General features: G+C 38.7%; 23 protein-coding genes and 1 pseudogene. 6 read left to right on the top strand and 18 right to left on the bottom strand.

Features of this window, described 5'->3' with window-relative positions; translation table 11 throughout:
• Both AACV33_RS13955 and AACV33_RS13950 read right to left on the bottom strand, forming a co-directional pair.
• Window positions 1–1,069, bottom strand: a pseudogene (locus AACV33_RS13955) (transglycosylase SLT domain-containing protein); the annotation flags it as partial.
• 108 nt (window positions 1,070–1,177) lie between these two features.
• Entirely contained in the window at window positions 1,178–1,441 is a 264-nt protein-coding gene (locus AACV33_RS13950) for a hypothetical protein (protein ID WP_023603258.1), read from the bottom strand.
• Between the two features lie 214 nt (window positions 1,442–1,655).
• Between AACV33_RS13950 and AACV33_RS13945 the strand changes: the two genes are divergently transcribed.
• Entirely contained in the window at window positions 1,656–2,993 is a 1,338-nt protein-coding gene (locus tag AACV33_RS13945; protein WP_182700332.1) for a carbohydrate-binding protein, read from the top strand.
• 44 nt (window positions 2,994–3,037) lie between these two features.
• Here AACV33_RS13945 and AACV33_RS13940 read toward each other — a convergent pair whose 3' ends face one another.
• The 7 genes from AACV33_RS13940 to AACV33_RS13910 form a co-directional block, all read right to left on the bottom strand.
• Window positions 3,038–3,439 carry a DUF3465 domain-containing protein gene (locus AACV33_RS13940; protein ID WP_220488680.1) on the bottom strand — a complete coding sequence of 134 codons (402 nt, stop codon included), beginning with the start codon at window positions 3,437–3,439 and terminating at the stop codon, window positions 3,038–3,040.
• Between the two features lie 47 nt (window positions 3,440–3,486).
• Window positions 3,487–4,410 carry an arginase family protein gene (locus AACV33_RS13935; protein ID WP_182700331.1) on the bottom strand — a complete coding sequence of 308 codons (924 nt, stop codon included), beginning with the start codon at window positions 4,408–4,410 and terminating at the stop codon, window positions 3,487–3,489.
• 33 nt (window positions 4,411–4,443) lie between these two features.
• The gene (locus tag AACV33_RS13930; protein WP_023603262.1) at window positions 4,444–4,989 is read right to left on the bottom strand and encodes a nuclease; all 546 of its coding nucleotides are present in this window, start codon (window positions 4,987–4,989) and stop codon (window positions 4,444–4,446) included.
• 54 nt (window positions 4,990–5,043) lie between these two features.
• Complete coding sequence (locus AACV33_RS13925; RefSeq protein ID WP_182700330.1) at window positions 5,044–5,394, bottom strand: DUF6404 family protein; 351 nt, start codon at window positions 5,392–5,394, stop codon at window positions 5,044–5,046.
• A 51-nt stretch (window positions 5,395–5,445) separates the two neighbouring features.
• Complete coding sequence (locus tag AACV33_RS13920) at window positions 5,446–5,571, bottom strand: hypothetical protein (RefSeq protein ID WP_012550174.1); 126 nt, start codon at window positions 5,569–5,571, stop codon at window positions 5,446–5,448.
• Between the two features lie 260 nt (window positions 5,572–5,831).
• Window positions 5,832–6,488, bottom strand: a complete 657-nt coding sequence (locus AACV33_RS13915; protein ID WP_017022313.1) for a class I SAM-dependent methyltransferase — start codon at window positions 6,486–6,488, stop codon at window positions 5,832–5,834.
• A 62-nt stretch (window positions 6,489–6,550) separates the two neighbouring features.
• Window positions 6,551–7,918 carry an MATE family efflux transporter gene (locus AACV33_RS13910; protein ID WP_017022312.1) on the bottom strand — a complete coding sequence of 456 codons (1,368 nt, stop codon included), beginning with the start codon at window positions 7,916–7,918 and terminating at the stop codon, window positions 6,551–6,553.
• Window positions 7,919–8,078: 160 nt separating this feature from the next.
• Here AACV33_RS13910 and AACV33_RS13905 point away from each other — a divergent pair, with 160 nt between their 5' ends.
• A complete protein-coding gene (locus AACV33_RS13905) occupies window positions 8,079–9,023 on the top strand; it encodes a LysR family transcriptional regulator (RefSeq protein WP_012550171.1) in 945 nt (314 codons plus the stop codon).
• A gap of 101 nt (window positions 9,024–9,124) precedes the next feature.
• Entirely contained in the window at window positions 9,125–10,735 is a 1,611-nt protein-coding gene (locus tag AACV33_RS13900) for an NAD(P)/FAD-dependent oxidoreductase (RefSeq protein WP_012550170.1), read from the top strand.
• 80 nt (window positions 10,736–10,815) lie between these two features.
• On the opposite strand, the gene AACV33_RS13895 is transcribed toward AACV33_RS13900, so the two are convergent.
• The 5 genes from AACV33_RS13895 to AACV33_RS13875 all read right to left on the bottom strand — a co-directional run bounded on the left by AACV33_RS13895 (window position 10,816) and on the right by AACV33_RS13875 (window position 13,570).
• On the bottom strand, window positions 10,816–11,448 hold the full coding sequence (locus AACV33_RS13895) for an HD domain-containing protein (protein ID WP_017022311.1): 633 nt from the start codon (window positions 11,446–11,448) through the stop codon (window positions 10,816–10,818).
• Window positions 11,449–11,502: 54 nt separating this feature from the next.
• Complete coding sequence (locus AACV33_RS13890) at window positions 11,503–11,769, bottom strand: hypothetical protein (RefSeq protein ID WP_065600595.1); 267 nt, start codon at window positions 11,767–11,769, stop codon at window positions 11,503–11,505.
• Window positions 11,770–11,790: 21 nt separating this feature from the next.
• Entirely contained in the window at window positions 11,791–12,204 is a 414-nt protein-coding gene (locus AACV33_RS13885) for a GFA family protein (protein WP_182700329.1), read from the bottom strand.
• Window positions 12,205–12,267: 63 nt separating this feature from the next.
• A complete protein-coding gene (locus tag AACV33_RS13880; RefSeq protein ID WP_012550166.1) occupies window positions 12,268–12,705 on the bottom strand; it encodes a PaaI family thioesterase in 438 nt (145 codons plus the stop codon).
• Between the two features lie 202 nt (window positions 12,706–12,907).
• The gene (locus AACV33_RS13875; RefSeq protein WP_023603268.1) at window positions 12,908–13,570 is read right to left on the bottom strand and encodes a hypothetical protein; all 663 of its coding nucleotides are present in this window, start codon (window positions 13,568–13,570) and stop codon (window positions 12,908–12,910) included.
• Window positions 13,571–13,711: 141 nt separating this feature from the next.
• Here AACV33_RS13875 and AACV33_RS13870 point away from each other — a divergent pair, with 141 nt between their 5' ends.
• Both AACV33_RS13870 and AACV33_RS13865 read left to right on the top strand, forming a co-directional pair.
• Window positions 13,712–14,167, top strand: a complete 456-nt coding sequence (locus tag AACV33_RS13870; protein WP_182700328.1) for a hypothetical protein — start codon at window positions 13,712–13,714, stop codon at window positions 14,165–14,167.
• A gap of 84 nt (window positions 14,168–14,251) precedes the next feature.
• Window positions 14,252–14,812, top strand: a complete 561-nt coding sequence (locus AACV33_RS13865; protein WP_182700327.1) for a cysteine hydrolase family protein — start codon at window positions 14,252–14,254, stop codon at window positions 14,810–14,812.
• Between the two features lie 56 nt (window positions 14,813–14,868).
• Here AACV33_RS13865 and AACV33_RS13860 read toward each other — a convergent pair whose 3' ends face one another.
• The 4 genes from AACV33_RS13860 to AACV33_RS13845 form a co-directional block, all read right to left on the bottom strand.
• Window positions 14,869–15,369, bottom strand: a complete 501-nt coding sequence (locus AACV33_RS13860) for a GNAT family N-acetyltransferase (RefSeq protein WP_182700326.1) — start codon at window positions 15,367–15,369, stop codon at window positions 14,869–14,871.
• A gap of 47 nt (window positions 15,370–15,416) precedes the next feature.
• The gene (locus AACV33_RS13855) at window positions 15,417–16,217 is read right to left on the bottom strand and encodes a PhzF family phenazine biosynthesis protein (protein WP_182700325.1); all 801 of its coding nucleotides are present in this window, start codon (window positions 16,215–16,217) and stop codon (window positions 15,417–15,419) included.
• A 27-nt stretch (window positions 16,218–16,244) separates the two neighbouring features.
• Window positions 16,245–16,670 (bottom strand): DUF1090 domain-containing protein, encoded by a 426-nt coding sequence (locus AACV33_RS13850; protein ID WP_182700324.1) that lies wholly within the window; start codon window positions 16,668–16,670, stop codon window positions 16,245–16,247.
• Between the two features lie 119 nt (window positions 16,671–16,789).
• Window positions 16,790–17,338 carry a sugar O-acetyltransferase gene (locus AACV33_RS13845; RefSeq protein ID WP_182700323.1) on the bottom strand — a complete coding sequence of 183 codons (549 nt, stop codon included), beginning with the start codon at window positions 17,336–17,338 and terminating at the stop codon, window positions 16,790–16,792.
• 152 nt (window positions 17,339–17,490) lie between these two features.
• On the opposite strand from AACV33_RS13845, the gene AACV33_RS13840 reads away from it, so the two are divergent.
• Window positions 17,491–17,655, top strand: a complete 165-nt coding sequence (locus AACV33_RS13840) for a CCGSCS motif protein (RefSeq protein ID WP_012550159.1) — start codon at window positions 17,491–17,493, stop codon at window positions 17,653–17,655.
• The last annotated feature ends 1 nt before the right edge of the window (window position 17,656 follow it).

Raw genomic sequence — 17,656 nt, 5'->3', positions numbered from 1 at the left:
CTAATGCGATTTCACTTCGAGCCATCCAGTACTGCCAACGATATGTTGATTGTGCTTTATCCGACAAACGCAAAATCCAAAAGTTAATATTCTCCCATTGCGTTTTACGTATCGATAAACGAATTCGTTGTTCAAGTACCTCATCACGATTTGAACGCTTAAACACATCATCTCGCCATTCGATGGTTTCACTATCCGTCGTCTGAAAAAGCCTAACGGCAAGAAATTCAGAGGTAGTTTGGAGTTCGTCTTTCGTATATGAATAATGGTCATTAATAAATCGGAAAGCTAAATACGCTTTATCGGTATCTTTCCTTGCTAAATGTCTTAGCATCACTTGTGCGTATTCACGATTAAAAGGCGTTTCAACTTTCTTATCAAATACTGTCGTTATCTTTGTTGGTGTTTGATATAAGCCATACATTTCATTTAAATCCACACGGCTTTGTTTATTCGATACCAATTTAATTAGATAAGTAATTAATCTTGGGTTTCTCTCTTCTATCGACAGTAAAGCCCGTCGCTTAATTACATCATCCGTTCTTAATCCTGCTTTTTCCCAATAACTAAAAAGATCATTGCATGCATTCGAAACACTTTCGCCATTAAGCCACAAAGATCTCGCGCCTTCAAAAGCAACCTCTTGTTTTCCTTGATGATAAAAGGCGGTGTAATAGTAACATTGATAATCTTGATCTCTAGGTGGCGTGGTTTGATAACGTAGCAAAGCTTCCCAGTTCTTAGACGCGATCATTGCATTAAGATAATCCGCACGTATAGACACCGAAAAAGGGTAATCCGCATAGTCTTGCGAGAATTGATTCACTTGCTCAGGGGTTTTATTGGGGAGATCAAACAAGAAAGCACGATAATCGGTATAAGCGGCTAATGAATAGCTATCAATACTGGCGCGTTTCTTATCATAAATAGAGATGTTCTTCTGATTAAACCCTTGTTGTATCGCATCATAGGCGTAACGATTTAACCGCAATTCAGAGGCAGAGAACGCATAAGAAACGTTGCATATACTTACAAAAGCTAATAACCAATGAACTTTACTCGACCGCATTGAAAATCCCTTTCTCATAAATGCACACATTGAGTCTGGTTTAGTTATATCAAATTATCTAGTACTCAAACGTACCATATTTGCAAATACCTAGAATCTAATACTCATTTACTGAACATTAAGGATCTTTTTGGCCACTATTCTACCTAATGACGATCCAATAAACATAACGGCAATAAAAATGATAACAGCAAAAACATACGCCACTAAAACCGGTACACCAAAGCCCCATGCAAAACTGAATGCCAAGCCAGATAACGCCTCTATCGGCCAATGAATCATGTTTAATGACGAGCCATTAGCTAAAATATAAACCAGACTAGCAAACCCAACGACAGCACCAATCATGCCAATACGATCTATTTTATTCATGTAATTTAAACCTACAGTGAAAATAAGCTGCATTTTATAATGGGAAGCTCATCTCCACCAACGTAATTAAGCGAATAATCAGTATTTCCTTTATTTACATCCTACCGTGAATACACTCGCAGAACGACGGATGTACGAGTAAAACTCTGACCTATTTTTTGTTTTTTAATACCACTTTACTACACTCATTTTTCATTTTAAAAGGAATGGTAAAGTGACTAAATCAACTCTATTTACACTCACATTGAGCAGTACATTAGTGCTCTCGTCATTACAAACAGAAGCAACACCACAAAAGATAGATAACGTCTCGCCCTCTTCTTCACCCCCCATAAATGTCATTCATGCGCCTATGTTTGTGAGCTTAGGTTTTGACGATAACGTGGAAGTTGATGGATTATCATGGGTAATAAAACAACTAGAAAGCCACCACAACCCTAAAGGAAACGATCAATACGCAGAGCAACCCTTATCCGCCTCTTTCTTTATGCATTGTGAACCAGCAAGAGAAAATGAAGACGTGAAATCGTTATGGCGTCAACTCGTTATCGCGAAACATGATATAGGAAACCACACCGACACTCATCCCGACGATAAAGTGAATTATAACCCTCTCCAAGCTTGGATGACCGCAGAGCAATGGCAACAAGAGGTTAAACTCTGCAATACCTTTTTAACGCAAAGTTCAGATGACGGTGGCATTGGAGTGAGCAATATCTCAGGATTTAGAGCTCCTTTCATGACCTATAATGACAATACGCTTCAAGCCATAATAAAAAACGATATTACTTATGATGTTAGCTTCCCAGCAGGAATAACTTCAGAACAAAACGGATTGAATAACTATTGGCCGTTTACTCTTGATAATGGCAGTCCATCACATAATCAAGCCGTTAATGGGTGGTGGAAGCCCGCAATAGCCAATTACCCTGGTTTATGGGAAATCCCCCTTCATACGTTAATTGTTCCGCCAGATAACCGACTAGAAGAATATGGATTGGACTACTCACTCAGAGACAAAATCGCAAGCCGTATCAGTTATTTTGACCCAATATCAGGTAAGGGAGATAATTTTGATTGGAACCTGTACACGACACCAAATTGGGGTGCAGCCGGATTAAATGAAAATGACGTTGTTGCTATCTACAGTTACAATCTCGATTTACGCTTAGAAGGCAACAGAGCGCCATTAGTTCTTGGATTACATTCTTCATTTTATGGTTATTTAAATGGCCAAGAACATTACGGTATGCCCGAAACGACCGTTGAAAGCCGACAAAATGTATTAACGCGATTCATAACATACGCCTTAACAAAACCAGAAGTGAGATTTGTTAACCATAAACAAATCATCGATTGGATGCGAGACCCACAGCCTTTAACGCTGTGCTCAACTGCAGAATGGAAAACACACGAGGTATATCAAAAAGGCGATACGGTGAACTATCAAGGAAAAATCTGGCAAGCTCAGTGGTGGACACAATTAGAAATACCAGGAATAACTGAAAACTCCCCTTGGGAAATCATAGACGTTTGCACAACAACACAATAAAAAACCAAGCCTCTTTTTAACCAACAAAAAGAGGCTCATCTTATCTATTCGTAGGTACGCCCATTGTGCTTTAACCATCCATGAGTATGACGATTTCTTGGATCAAGATGAGTCCAATGAACAACACCTCCTTTTCTTAAATATTCATACTCGCCATAAAAGGTCACACTGTCACCTTTTCTTAGATTTGGAATCCTTGGCGCTAAATCTATATTATGAGCAATAAGGATCGTTAAATTATTATCTAATCGCAGAATGAACTTTTGATGCCTTGAGCCTTTATTATCATCAGGCAATACTCGAACCACCTCACCGACCCCTTCGACTTGAACATCACTTCGCTGTGAATCAAAAGCACGTTTTACATCCGAGTTACTGGCCCATGTAAAAGATGAAAATAAACTAAGAACAAATAAAAAGCTGACTATTATACGTTTAACTATCATTGACTCTATTACCTATACAAAACCACACATTTAAAAAATACCTAACACTATGAACGAAATCCCCATACCGCATCGATAAGTTTGATCATCAATTCTTTAGAAACCCCACTCTCATCAAGCTCTGGCATGTATTCAAGAAAATCGATACCGACAAACTTAGCATTAGACGCTAAGTTCTTAACTAAAGTTAATCCCTCGCGAGCTGACAAGCCCCCGACATTTGGCGTTGCGCACGCTCTAAATAAGGCGCCATCTAAACAATCATAGTCAAACGACACAAAAAAACGGTCATATTTACCGTTTAGTTCCGTCATAAGTTGGTCTAAAACCGTGTTAAATCCTAAGTTATCAATCGCTTCCATATCATAATTACTGATATCGAGTTCATCAATCAACTCTGCTTCATTAGGCATCAAGTCTCGAACGGCGACATAATAAATATCGTCCGGAGACAACACCAACTCAGGCTCTACAAACCAACCATTGTAGCCATACTTATCCATTAATAATGCCAACGGTTTACCGTGTAAGTTACTTTGCAAGCTGCCATTACAATCAGCGTGCGCGTCTATCCATACAACGGCAACCTTCTCTTTTCTTTCTTTTTGATAATACTCAAGCGTCGCTTGAACAGTGCCAACAGATACAGAGTGATCCCCACCAATAATAATAGGGATCCTCTTGTTTCGATACGAGTCTAATACCTTATTTTTTAAATCCGTACTGTATTCGAGTAGTGCTAATTCTTTCTTATTATGAGACAGATACTCTTCAACTTTAAGGCTTAAAGGCACATCCCCTAACTCTTTAATATCACATGACCAACGCTGATTTCTTACGTCTATCCACTCGGTTAAGCCATTCCATGTTTTCTCATCTGTCTTTCGTAGTCCGTCAACGGTACTTTCATCGGTTGTAACAAAACCAACGCGATTAAATGGTGCACCAATAATATCGAATGCCTTATTCATACTGTACCTTATGCATTGCGTGACTGACGATCATTAAACGCCCAAAGGATTAGGAAATTGAACAACCTTAATATCATAGCTTTTGGGTTTGTAGTTATTCTTCTCTTCCGCTAAATAGGCAATTTCCACATCGCACTCTAACACTGATTTAATGTTTGATAGACAAATGAGTTCTGCATCTGATAGATATTCGTTCTCTTTTTTAACCACCACAAATAACAGAGAGCTATCCGGTTTATATAAGAACAAATCAGGTTCTCCCGATGTGAGCCCTGTTCGAAGCCCTTTAAACAGAGAAAGCTTATTCGGATCAATATACTGTGCAATTAATACTCTGCCTTCCGTATACATTGGGTTATTCGGTTCCCAATTACCTAACGCATAAAATGCCGTACCTAACCAACCTTGCTTCCGATATTCGGACAACGCAAAATATTCACCAAAATATGGATGTGAGTGATCGTCAGTTTCAGTAGGTACAAATAAATCCAAAGGTAACCATTCCTTCTTTCCTTTTGCCCAATCATCCTGCAATCGTTGAGGATAGGTAAATACCGTTTCTTTAATCGTGTGAATCATTATAAATTCCTTTTATAAACACAACAATGTCATCAAACTTGCGACGTAATAGCATTAACTCAATGTATTCCAATCCGTTAGCTTTAATTGCTTACGGCGGATAAGATAAAATACGGATATTATAACGCCAAAAATCAATCCGCCTGCGATGGCTTCAATGACTGACTGTTGGCTGGTTTTGTTTACATACTGCCCCGTTAAAAACCAACTAATCAGCCCGTAACCAAGACTAAATAAAAACGAGGTAAACAGTAAATTAGTAAAAAAATCTTGATAATAAGGAGGTCGAACTCGTAAGCCCGCTTTTCGGAGTAATCTGACAATCGGAGGATTAAAGTTTGAGGACCAAACCCCTTTCAGCTCAAGTTCACTATGTGCCGCTATTAACTTCTCTTCAAAAGACATTCGTCGTTTCCCTAAACAATACCATCCATAGCGATGAAGGTAACACCACCTTCACTTTTTTGAGTCTTCATGCTCTTGATATTTCTTTTCTATCCACTTATGCAAATGCAAACCCGTTTGCTTTTTTACCTTATAAGCAATAAATGCAAGCAGTACTAATCCTATTACTGTCCCCATGACATCCTCTTGATTTAAAACAGTTAACGCACAGATAAAATTATCATAATTTTAGTATTGAATTTGTGAAGCGATTTAAAAATATGAAAGGTAAGAGACTGCAAGGGTAAATAATTCAACCTTGCTTAGACAAACTCGCGAGGCTCTATTTCACGTGGTGTTGGATGGATTTAAACGCATGTAAGCATAAGGGGAATCGAAAGGCTTAAAGAAAAACATTCAGCACAGTTAATGCTGAATGCTTGAAGCAGGGATGTTTTTTATTTTTTACGACCAGAAAACAGAGCGACACAACCAACCACTTCAATCTTTACATCAGAAAAATGCGCTTTTAATGCTGTTTCTAAGCTCTGAACGTCATCGTTCTCATTAGTAAAAATGCCTTTCTGGTTATAGAAATTCATTAATTTACTCGCAAATACATTTTTAGTAACGCCTTGTCCTAAAATTGTACTACCGAACAATACGCCATTAGTATTCAGCAGTTCATTCAGGTTTGAAAATACCACGCCTTTTTGTGATAAATCACCCGGTAAACAATGCAGCAGATAATTAATACTAATAGAATCAAACTTCTCACATTTTAGATCCAACGGCTCTAATACATTTCGACGATACATTTCAGGGTTAAAATGTTGAATAGCATTCGCTGTTGATTCAAGGCTGTTCTCATTAAGATCGATCAGCGCCACTCTTCTTTCAACATTAGAGAGATGATTCTTTAAGTAATACCCTGTCCCTACCCCTACATCTAAATGGTTCTTCGATGCTAATTCAGTAAATTTTTGTCCAATCAATGCTGTTGAACACTTCCATAAGTAACGATTTGAAAAACCTAATACCCAAAGATCATAGATGGAAAGTACTTTTTTTGTATACACTGCTTGTCCAGCAATTGTCGCTGCATCTTTGCTCATTTTAGATATCCGTAACACTGTCTTATAAAAGGAACTCGAATCTACCTTAAAAATGAAGGCAATCAAATCTTACCAGAAGCATTTGCAGTATGAATAGATGAAACACTCACATTTCCGTAACGACGGATAGCGACCGTTAAATGAATCAGTAACAACACACCAGTAACGCCTAATCCAACGCCAATACCTGCCCAAATTCCGGCAAGCCCGAACAATGGCATTAAAAACCACGCCGCAGGCAAACCAAATACCCAATAACCAATCGCTGTCATCACCGTAGGCATTGAGACTATCTTCATTCCTCGCAATAAGTTAATCGCTAATAATTGCCATGCATCCACAATAAAACACAACGCCACTACCCAGATAACAGAAGACAACAACGCTGACATGTTATTCGTGCCATCATCAAGCAGGAATAAATCAGCAATAACCTCAGGCCAAAGAATAAATACCGTGGAGAGGAAGACACTGAGTACCGTCACAAGTAAAAAACTATGCAATGACGTTTGTTTTATGCCTGCGTAATTTTCTGAGCCAAAATCACGCCCGACTAATATGGCCGCGGCTTGCGAGAATCCAAAATTAAAATTCCATGTAAAGCTTAAACATTGCAGTAAGATTTGGTGCAAAGCTAAAGACGCAATACTGATAGTGCCCGCCATCAGTGTACCGCCATAAATTAACCCATGCTCAAGTAATGCGGCTAATGCAATAGGTAATCCCATCACCAATAAAGGTGCCATCAATTTAAGTGAATATTCCTCTCGATTACGCCATGGTGCAAACTCTTGATATTCATGATTCTTAAAGACCCACATACCATAACCAATCATCACAACAAAAGCAGCTACAGCGGTACCCAAACCTAAACCGGTTAATCCCATTCCCAATTGAAACGTTAAAACATAACTAATAGGGACATTTAGGATAACGGTAATAACAGACATCACCATGATGGATCTTACGTTTCCCAACGCACTGGTTAAGCCGCGCAACACGAGTAAAATTAACGACGGAAACATCACCCATTTCAACGCATGCACGTATTCCATCGCAAGCGTGATCATCTCTTCAGGTTGATTTGCCGCTTTTAGTATCACGGGAGCGTATGAAAAACTGAACATTAAGATAACGCTGAGCACCGCAGACAATAAAACCGCCCCTTTTACCGCAAAGCGAATTTGTTGGTTTCCGTATTCAGGTCTTGCCAAACGTTGGCCATAAGCGATGGCAATTAAGTTCGCAACGCAGCCCACAGTACTGCTTGCGATAATAAAAATGAAAAAATAAATAGAAGCACCTAATCCACCTCCCGCTAAGGCAGAAACACTTAAACGCGACATCATCCACACATCGGTAAGCACCAATGCCATCGAAACCAATTGAGAGATGATAAGAGGGAATGCTAAAGCTAAGATCTTTTTCATAAATAAGGTTGATTCTTTATCGCTAAATTAACTAAGCCAAACCTCTTATTCTAATTAAGAAATAGGCACTGTGATTAATGGCAAACTTAAGGGTTAAAAGGCTAGTGTTCAATTAATATATCCGTCACACTGGCATTCTAAAAAATCATGCGAAGAGATTATGACGCCTTACCCTAATTTACCTTATTCACATCATGGCCTAAAAGCCTTTGAATCCGTGGCACGCTTGATGAGTTTCACCCTAGCCGCGGATGAACTTCACGTCACCCAAAGTGCCGTCAGCCGTCAAGTGAAGCAACTTGAGGATGATCTCAACACATCGCTTATTATTCGAAAGCACCGTTCCATAGAGCTAACATTACAAGGGATCGAGCTTTATCACGCGCTGCGAGACAATTACTCTGCAATTGAGTCGGTTCTATCCTCTTGGCAAGAGCCAAAACAAAAACGCATTGTCATTAAAGCCACATTAAGTTTTGCTACTCGCGTGCTGATACCTAAAGTCAGAGAGCTCAATGAACGTTATCCTGATCATGAAATCGTGATTATCCCTTCTTTAGAAGAAGATGAATGTTTAGATAAGCCAGATTATGATTTACTGATCTTTCATACTCGTTTAAAAGATCATTACGACACCAAAGCCAATATGTTTCTTCTACGAGAAGAGTTCATGGCTCCTGTTTGTGCCGCAAGTATCGCAACCGAAAGTACGAATGTAGACTCAATATTAACCATGCCAAGGTTGCATCCCACACTGGATCACCATGATTGGAAAATGTGGTTAGCCGATGTAACAATCCCCCCGAACCAACAAGTCAGAAACACCAGCTTTCTTTCATTAGATTTAGCACTAAGCGCCTGCTTATCAGGACAAGGGGTAACCGTAACTGACCTACTGTTGATCCTTCAAGAGCTAGAAATAGGATTCTTTTATTGCCCAGAAAACGCGAAAATCCAACACAGTGCATGGACTTACTATGGGCACCAGCGCACTCATTCTGCCGTGATTGATGACCTTGTTGAATGGTTAAAACTCGGTTCTGAAAACGAAATTAACGTATTGAAAAAATTAGCAAAAAAACATCATTGGCATGGTGTGGTATAAAATGCGTCTTTTTGGCGTTTTTACTCTGCAATATTGATTACATTTTAGAGAGAGATCACGTAGACTACGCGCTTATTTTCATGCCAACTATCAGGTGAATTATGATACGTATCAACCAAGTTAAATTACCGCTGGATCACAGTGAAGATGCACTGCAGAATTATGTTTTAAGCACACTGTCTATTACTGAAGAACAGCTGGTTGATATCCATGTATTTAAACGTGGCTATGACGCACGTAAAAAAAATCAAATTTTCTTAATCTATACCCTAGATATCACGCTACAAGATGTTGATGAAGCGCAGTTATTAAGTAATTTTGAAGACGACCATAATATTCGTGTTTCACCTGACACTGAATACAAATACGTAGCGACTGCTCCTGCTAATTTAACTGAGCGTCCTATTGTTATCGGCATGGGCCCTTGTGGTTTATTTGTGGCGTTAATCCTTGCTCAAATGGGATTTAGACCGATTGTATTAGAGCGTGGTAAATCAGTACATGAACGCGCAAAAGATACCTTCCGTTTTTGGCGTACCAGTGAATTAAACACAGAATCAAATGTTCAGTTTGGTGAAGGTGGCGCAGGCACATTCTCTGATGGCAAGCTATACAGCCAAGTGAAAGATCCTGGCTTCTTAGGCCTTAAAGTAAAAACCGAATTTGTTGCCGCTGGTGCACCCGCTGAAATCATCTACGTAAGTAAACCTCATATTGGTACCTATAAGTTGGTGACCATGGTTTCTCAAATGCGTAATAAAATCATTGAACTCGGTGGTGAAATTCGTTTCGAAACTCGCGTAGATGAAATCAATATTGAAAATGAACAAGTCACTGGTGTTACACTAAACGGCGGCGAAATCATTAACAGTAAGCACGTTGTTGCGGCAATCGGCCACAGTGCGCGTGATACGTTCCAAATGCTGTCTGATAAAGGCGTTTATATGGAAGCACAATCATTCTCGATTGGTTTCCGTATTGAGCACAAACAAGAAATGATCGACCAAGCTCGCTTTGGTAAAAATGCAGGACACCCATTATTAGGGGCAGCCGATTATAAATTGGTTCATCACTGTAAAAATGGCCGCTCAGTATACAGTTTCTGTATGTGCCCAGGTGGGGTTGTTGTTGCAGCAACTTCAGAAGAACATGCTGTTGTAACGAATGGCATGAGCCAATATTCACGTAGTGAGCGTAATGCAAACAGCGCAATCGTTGTGGGCATCTCTCCTGAAGATTTCAATAATGATCCACTGCAAGGTATTGCTCTACAACGTCAGTTAGAGCGCAATGCGTATGTTATGGGTGGCAGTAATTACGATGCTCCAGCACAAATGGTTGGTGACTTCTTAGTTTCTGGTAAAGGCAAACCGTTTGAAAACGTGGAACCATCTTATAAGCCAAATGTAAAAATGACGGATCTAAGCGATGCACTTCCTGATTTCGCGATTGAAGCGATTCGCGAAGCATTACCTGCATTTGCTAAGAAAATTCGTGGTTTTGACAGTAAAGATGCAATGCTGACCGGGGTTGAAACTCGAACTTCATCTCCAGTTCAAATCAAGCGTGGTGCTGATTTCCAAAGCATGAACACCAAAGGTCTATACCCAGGTGGTGAAGGTGCAGGTTATGCGGGTGGTATTTTATCTGCTGGTATCGATGGGATTAAAATAGCAGAAGCGGTTGCTCTTGATATGCTAAAAAACGCGTAATGTGATCAAGCTAAAAATGGTATAGAAATATACTGTTTTTAGCTCACTCTTCCACTGTTTTACTTGCCTATCTTTATCGATTAAATTTCTGATTCTAGTTGCATTAAAAATGCGCGCATCACTAACGTACGTTTATCCGCTTCTCTGACTGCCGACTTGGTTTTCATCGAGCCTGATAACGTCAATAGCTTCGTATAAAAATGATCGATAGTATAAAGCCCATCGGTTGGTGTTCTCTCATGACAAAATGGGTCATCAAAAGAATACAAAGGGCGACCTAACTTAGCACTCACTTGAATACACCTTGCAATACCAATGGCCCCTAATGCATCCAATCGATCAGCATCTTGAATTATCTGAGCTTCTACTGTCTGTGTTTCAATATTCGCACTAAAACTGTGAGCAATAATCGCGTGATGAATACCTTCTAAATACTCAGTGGGATAATTTAGACGGTTCAAAAACACAATGGCTTTATCTGCGGCAAACAATGAGCTTTGTGCGCGGTTTGGATGATTCTTCTCAAACGAAAAACAATCATGTAAATACGCGGCAGGGATCACCACTTCTTTTATCGCTTTTTCTTCTTCACAAAGTATTTTTGCTGTATTCACTACTCGCATAACATGATTAATATCATGAGCGAGATCTTGCGCCATTTCAGCCTTAATAAAGGTCAGTAAAGTATTCTCTATCTCTTCCGTTACCGTCACTCTTTCATCCTTGTAAAATCCAATACCATTCTTAATTTATCGTTGTGCTCGTGCTTAAACAAAGAAAATCAATAAACCACCACCAAGTATAATAATCGTGTAATGCTGTGTACCACTTGAAAAATGAGTAAGTAATGAAAAATACACAAATGAAACGCAAAGGGTTATCGCGCCACCAATCAAACTCATAATAAAAGACGCACCCGACATTAACCCCATTAATATCAGAGGAATACTATAGAGAAATGTCGGCGGATAAGGGGATCTCTTTACACCATGTAGCGTTAATGCGGCAAACAGAAAAATCAACTTAAATAACACATGAGCTCCTAATCTTTATCATTAACGTTGTTTATCAAACGTCACCATTCCCTTAGGAATTTGGACCCAACTCAATTTTTCAGAAACCCAAATATGCATACTCGGCTCAAAAATACGATCATCTTTCACATCAACAGGTTTTAATTTCAGCTTTATGGTTGTTAAATCATCAGGATTATATTGATAAATTCGATTTCCACACGTTGAACAAAACTTCGTGCTATTTTGATTTCCACTATCAGCTAATCGGCTCCACTCAGTTAACTCACCATCAAATTGAATCGCCTCAGTTGCGATAATAGCGGTGACACTGAATGGCGCTGTCGATAATTTTTGGCATTCCTTACAATGACAAGCAATCACCATTTTTGGTGCTGCACATAATTTATAAGTTACTTGCCCACATTGACAAGAGCCTACAATTGGATACGTCATATCATTCCCTCTTTAAAACAATAAAAATCATTGATACTAACAATAGGCTATCATTAAATACCGTCATTTTCCTCGATAAATCATACAAGTCGCGGTTGCATGCGCATATAAATTACCCAACTTATCTTTCAAGCTGCCTTCTGATATTCCCAATGAATAACCTGACTGTATCACCCGACTTTCCGCAATCAATAACGTATTTCTCGGTATCGCTTTTAACATTTTCACATGAAGATCAATCGTTCCATAACCAATATTAGGTTCGAGCGTTGTATGCACCGAACACCCAGTAACCAAATCCATTACGGTGGCAAAGAAGCCACCATGAACCCCACCCAATGGATTCAAGTGCCGATCATCCGCCATCGCTTCAAAGACCACTTTGCCATATTCTGCTGAGATGATTTTCATCGGAACTACGTCAGCCATCGATGGGTGAGGAAAATCCCCCGTCACCATTGCTTGCATTAATTCTAAGCCAGATAAATTTTCATTGAGCATCACATGTCCTTAGTATTTTATTAATCGTCTTATTTACATTAATAAAAATACCCCTTAAATAAGGGAAAACCATTATTCCTTAGTCACAATGTGAGCTTGATAGCATCTGGACAGACCAGGTACCCCGCTAATCGCTAGTGAATAATCTTATAATAGCGTTCAACATTGATTGATACTCGCCCCCAATCGGAAGCTTTCGACCTCATCCTTCTTGTCTCTCCATTTTTAATTCTGCTGATACTTTTGTAACACGTACAGAAATCGCAATACAAATTAAGTAAGGGCTTAAATACCAAAAGAGTTCCTCTAGTGGGTGCTTCTTCGTCTCGAGTACTGTACTTTCATACGCGTACTTCTGACTCTGGTAATTATCAAACATCCCCTGCAACCACATGACATCTGACTCTATCAGCTCTGAGCGAAACGTAATTTCAGGTAAACTATCAAACGTAAGATTAGGAAGTTCGTTAAAGTTTACCGACTGCAAGTAATTTGCTGAATCTAAAAACCATGAACAAGATTGTTGTGATTCAACACCTCTATCGACCCTCGGTTCACTCGCACAAAGAAAGCTCTTTAGTTGATTGACTGTGTAGTCATTAATAGATTCAAGACTTAAAACAGCACGGGTATGTTCAGTCTCTGCCCAATCACTAGCGACTCTTGATCTCACCTCTGATACCGTCCCCATCAAACCAATTCCTGCGACTAAAGGCCAAAGGTAATCGACTTTCTTCCATTGTATTTTTGATAAATTTTTACCGCACCACAGCGGTATATGAAGAAACCCTGTCAATAACAGAGTCATAAAGAAAAAGAAAGTCGAATTAGAAAGAATAATCTCACTACTAAAAAAGCTGTCCATAACTACCTATTTATATGCATGATTCTTTGAATCACATAACCAAAAACTATCATGACTACTATAACTAATTATATAAAAAACATTGTGAAATGTACGTAAACCTCTACTATCAATTTACTTCATAAAAATCAGGCGTTATCCATGATAGAACGTATTCACACTGCCTATAAAGGCGAAGTTTATGGCATTTCTTTTTTCACTTACTTCGCAAAATATTATTCGGATTCAACGTTTATACCATTATGGAAATCATTAATTCAAGTGGAAATCCTCACGGCAGATCTGATTCAAGTGAGCTTAAATCGACACGCTATTTCATACAATAGAGATGATAGCCTAATGATTGAAAAAGGATTGAATGACGCTAAGAAATGGATTGATTTACCATGGCAAGAATTAGTAGAAACCTTAGCTCAGTGGGTAGAACCTTATGAGGAAAAATATCGAGATTGGGCTAGTCAAGCAACGCAAGATATTGAAGTATTTGAACTAATTTCAGCCCATGAAACCGCAATTTATGAATGTTGGAAAGCAGAACGAAATGGCCAATCAGGCATTCCACATTTATTAGCATTTATTAAAGCATATACTATTTAATGGGAACTAAATTGCCATTCTCAAGACTAAATTAAACACGCTACATTAGCGTTTTAAACTCACCATTTATTCATTGGAGTTGTTATGGCTATTACTGCTTTTGATCCTAAAACTGCATTGATCGTTGTCGATCTACAAAAAGGAATCGTCGCGCTAAATACTTGTCATCCTACGCAGACAATTATAGACAACACCTCTCAAATAATAACCGCATTTCGAGACGCTAAACTGCCTATTATATTAGTCAACGTTGCTGGTGTTGCTCAAGGACGCACTGAACAGATCGGCTCAAACAGTAAACTTCCTGCCAATTGGAGTCATTTGATTGATGAGTTAAACCCAACACCAAGTGATCATATCATCACAAAGAAAACATGGGGTGCATTTACAAATACTGACTTAGCATCGTACTTAGTATCACATGATATAACCCAAGTTGTGATCGTAGGTATTGCAACAAGTATCGGCGTAGAATCGACCGCTCGTCAGGCTTGGGAGTTAGGTTACAACGTCACGCTACCGATTGATGCAATGACAGATCTCAATATCAATGCACATCGCAATAGTGTGAATATTATCTTTCCCCGCTTATCAGAAACCGGAACAACTCAAGATTTATTGGGTCTTATTAACTCTCAAAAATAATCCATTAAAAAAGGGAATGTCATCATTCCCCTTTTTATTATTGATGATGATGATTTTTATACATATTGATACAAATTATTCTGACAATCATACAACTCAACCATCCCCGTTTGTGTAAAACCGGCTTGTTGTAACAATCGATTAGAATGTTTATTATGAGGTAAGGTAACAGCCAAAACACGAGATAAAGAATGACGTTTCATGCCTTCTTTTAATACCGCTTTCGCCGCTTCTAGTGCATAACCTTTACCACAATATTGAGGTAAAAATGCATAACCTAAATCAGGGAACTCAAGCTCATCTCGCTTAAGTAAACCACACATGCCAATCGGTGTTTCTGATTCTGTCAGCATAACCAAACTTAATCCAAACCCTATTTTTTCATAACTTGCCAGTGGACCAGATTTAAGATAATTCTCAGCATCGACTATTGTGCGTACTTTCTTATCTGCAATATAACGAATAAAGGAATCGTCATTAAGTAATTCAATAACAAATTCCGCATCATCCAACGTAAATTGACGAACTGTCACTCTTTCACTTTCACACACAATCATTTTTATACTCTCTCATATGAATCAATACATTATAGAGTCTCAATGTATTATACGAACATTTGACCTTTTATCGTTGTTACCGCAGAACCAATCAATTTTATTCGTCCATTAGAAAGAAGTTCACTACCAACGTAACCACCACGAGAAGAGGCCTGATAACCCATAAGTGTGGCCTTATTTAGCTTTTCAGCCCAATAGACCGTTAATGCACAATGCGCAGATCCAGTTACCGGATCTTCATTAACCCCTACCCAAGGTGCAAAATAACGAGAAACAAAATCCAATTCATCCGATGACGACTTCGCTGTAACTAACACACCACGACCAGTAAGTTGTTTCAACCCATCAAAATTAGGAGACAATGCCAATAGTGCCTCTTCACTTTCTATTTCTATGAACTCTTTGGAATCAAACTGGCCGAGTGAGATAACTTCTTTTTCATTAATCCCTAAACCCGCCAATAACGCTTCATTCTTTACCGTATCAAACGAAATGGTGGTTGATGGAAAATCTAATTCAATGGTTGAATCTTGAAGTTTCGCAGATAACGCACCTGATAATGTATTAAAAACAACGCTCTCACCTACATTAACTAAGCCGATTTCTTTTAATACATGTGCAACAGCCAAAGTACCGTGACCACACAAAGCCACTTCAACTTGAGGGGTAAACCACCTTAATCTCATATTGGAAAGCGATAGAAAAGCAGTTTCCGATACCGCCATTTCTTCAGCAATAGACAACATTAATGCTTCTGTTAGCCCACTTTCACTAATGCAAACACCCGCAGGGTTTCCTTTAAATGCTTCCGTTGTGAAAGAGTCCACTTGATATATGTTCAAATCCATTGACTGTTTACCCCTTAGTAATACTGTCTATTTTATTCTCAGTAACTCTTTTTTAAGATCGTCTATCTTTTGCTCTTTTTCTGCTATTTTTTGTTGGTACTTCTTAATTTTATCTTCTTTTTGATCTTGCTTCGCTTCAATCAGATCAGAATGATTTTCGGCGATCTCTTCATTCAGCTCTTCAATCTCTTCTCTCAAATCGCCTTTAATATCGTCGTTAGTACAATAGGTTGTGACTTCTGTAAGCGCGATATTCAATCCAACCACTTTGTGGTCATTGCCATTCTCTTCAGCAATGCTAATTTGCTTTTCAATCTCACAACTTTTCTGTGCACAGCCAACTTGAGTACTGCAATCTAGTGTCGCCGCCGCTTGTGCTGTAGAAAGGCCAAAAAGTAGTCCACTGCAACTCATTGCAGAAATAAAAAATAGGCGCGATGTTTTCTTTTTCATAAAAGTTATCCTGTAAAATGAATGATGTTAATTATAGTTACGTGATAAAAATTATAGCGCGATTCAACACATTTAAGTCAATTGCTTGAAATAACATCCCTTTGATTCCACCTTATTTTCTATTTAACCGATTTAATCACCCTACATGGGTTACCAACGGCAACACTGTTATCAGGAATATCACGATTCACCACACTGCCCGCACCTATCACACAATTATTACCAACCTTAACACCCGGTAAAATAGACACGTTGCCACCAACCCAAACATCGTTACCAATAGAGATACTCGACCCATATTCTGTTTTTTGACGTTCAATAGGATCTAATGGATGGGTTCCTGTTGAGATCATAACGTGTGGGCCAAACAACACGTTATTACCAATCGTCACCTTACATACATCAACAATAGTGAGGTTATGGTTAGAATAAAAATTGCTACCAATGTCAATGTTATAACCATAATCACAAAAGAAATTAGGTTCCATATGTGCTTGGTCTTTTATACACAAAAGTCCTTTTAATATGGCCATTCTTTCATCTAACTTGGTTGGATCCGCTAAGTTAAATTGGTGACAAACCGCTTTCGCATTCATTCGGTTTTTTAATAACGTTTCATCCCAAGCATCATAAGGAAGACCGGCAAGCATTTTTTCTTTTTCTGTCATTTCATGTCCAAAATTAAAAGTAAATCACGGGAATAATTAGCGCTTGATTATACTCATTTAAATAACAACGAATGTGACCAGTATTGACTATTTATACCATGCACATTAAGATGCATTTAAAATGCACCTTAATAAGTTAACGAGGAATCCAAATGGCACTTTCATTTACAAAGATATTCAAAAAAAGCGAAACAAAAGCAACAGAAGAGAAATTAGTACAACAACCAAACTCCAATGAAAAAACAGCTTTTGACGCTAAAGAAAAAGAAGTGAAAAAACACGGAGAACCAGGTGTTTGTTGTGGTTCATGCTCATAAG

Origin of the sequence: Aliivibrio sp. SR45-2 (genome assembly GCF_963890165.1) — a bacterium.
GTDB lineage: Bacteria > Pseudomonadota > Gammaproteobacteria > Enterobacterales > Vibrionaceae > Aliivibrio > Aliivibrio salmonicida.
This window is presented reverse-complemented; position numbering and strand designations above follow the sequence as displayed.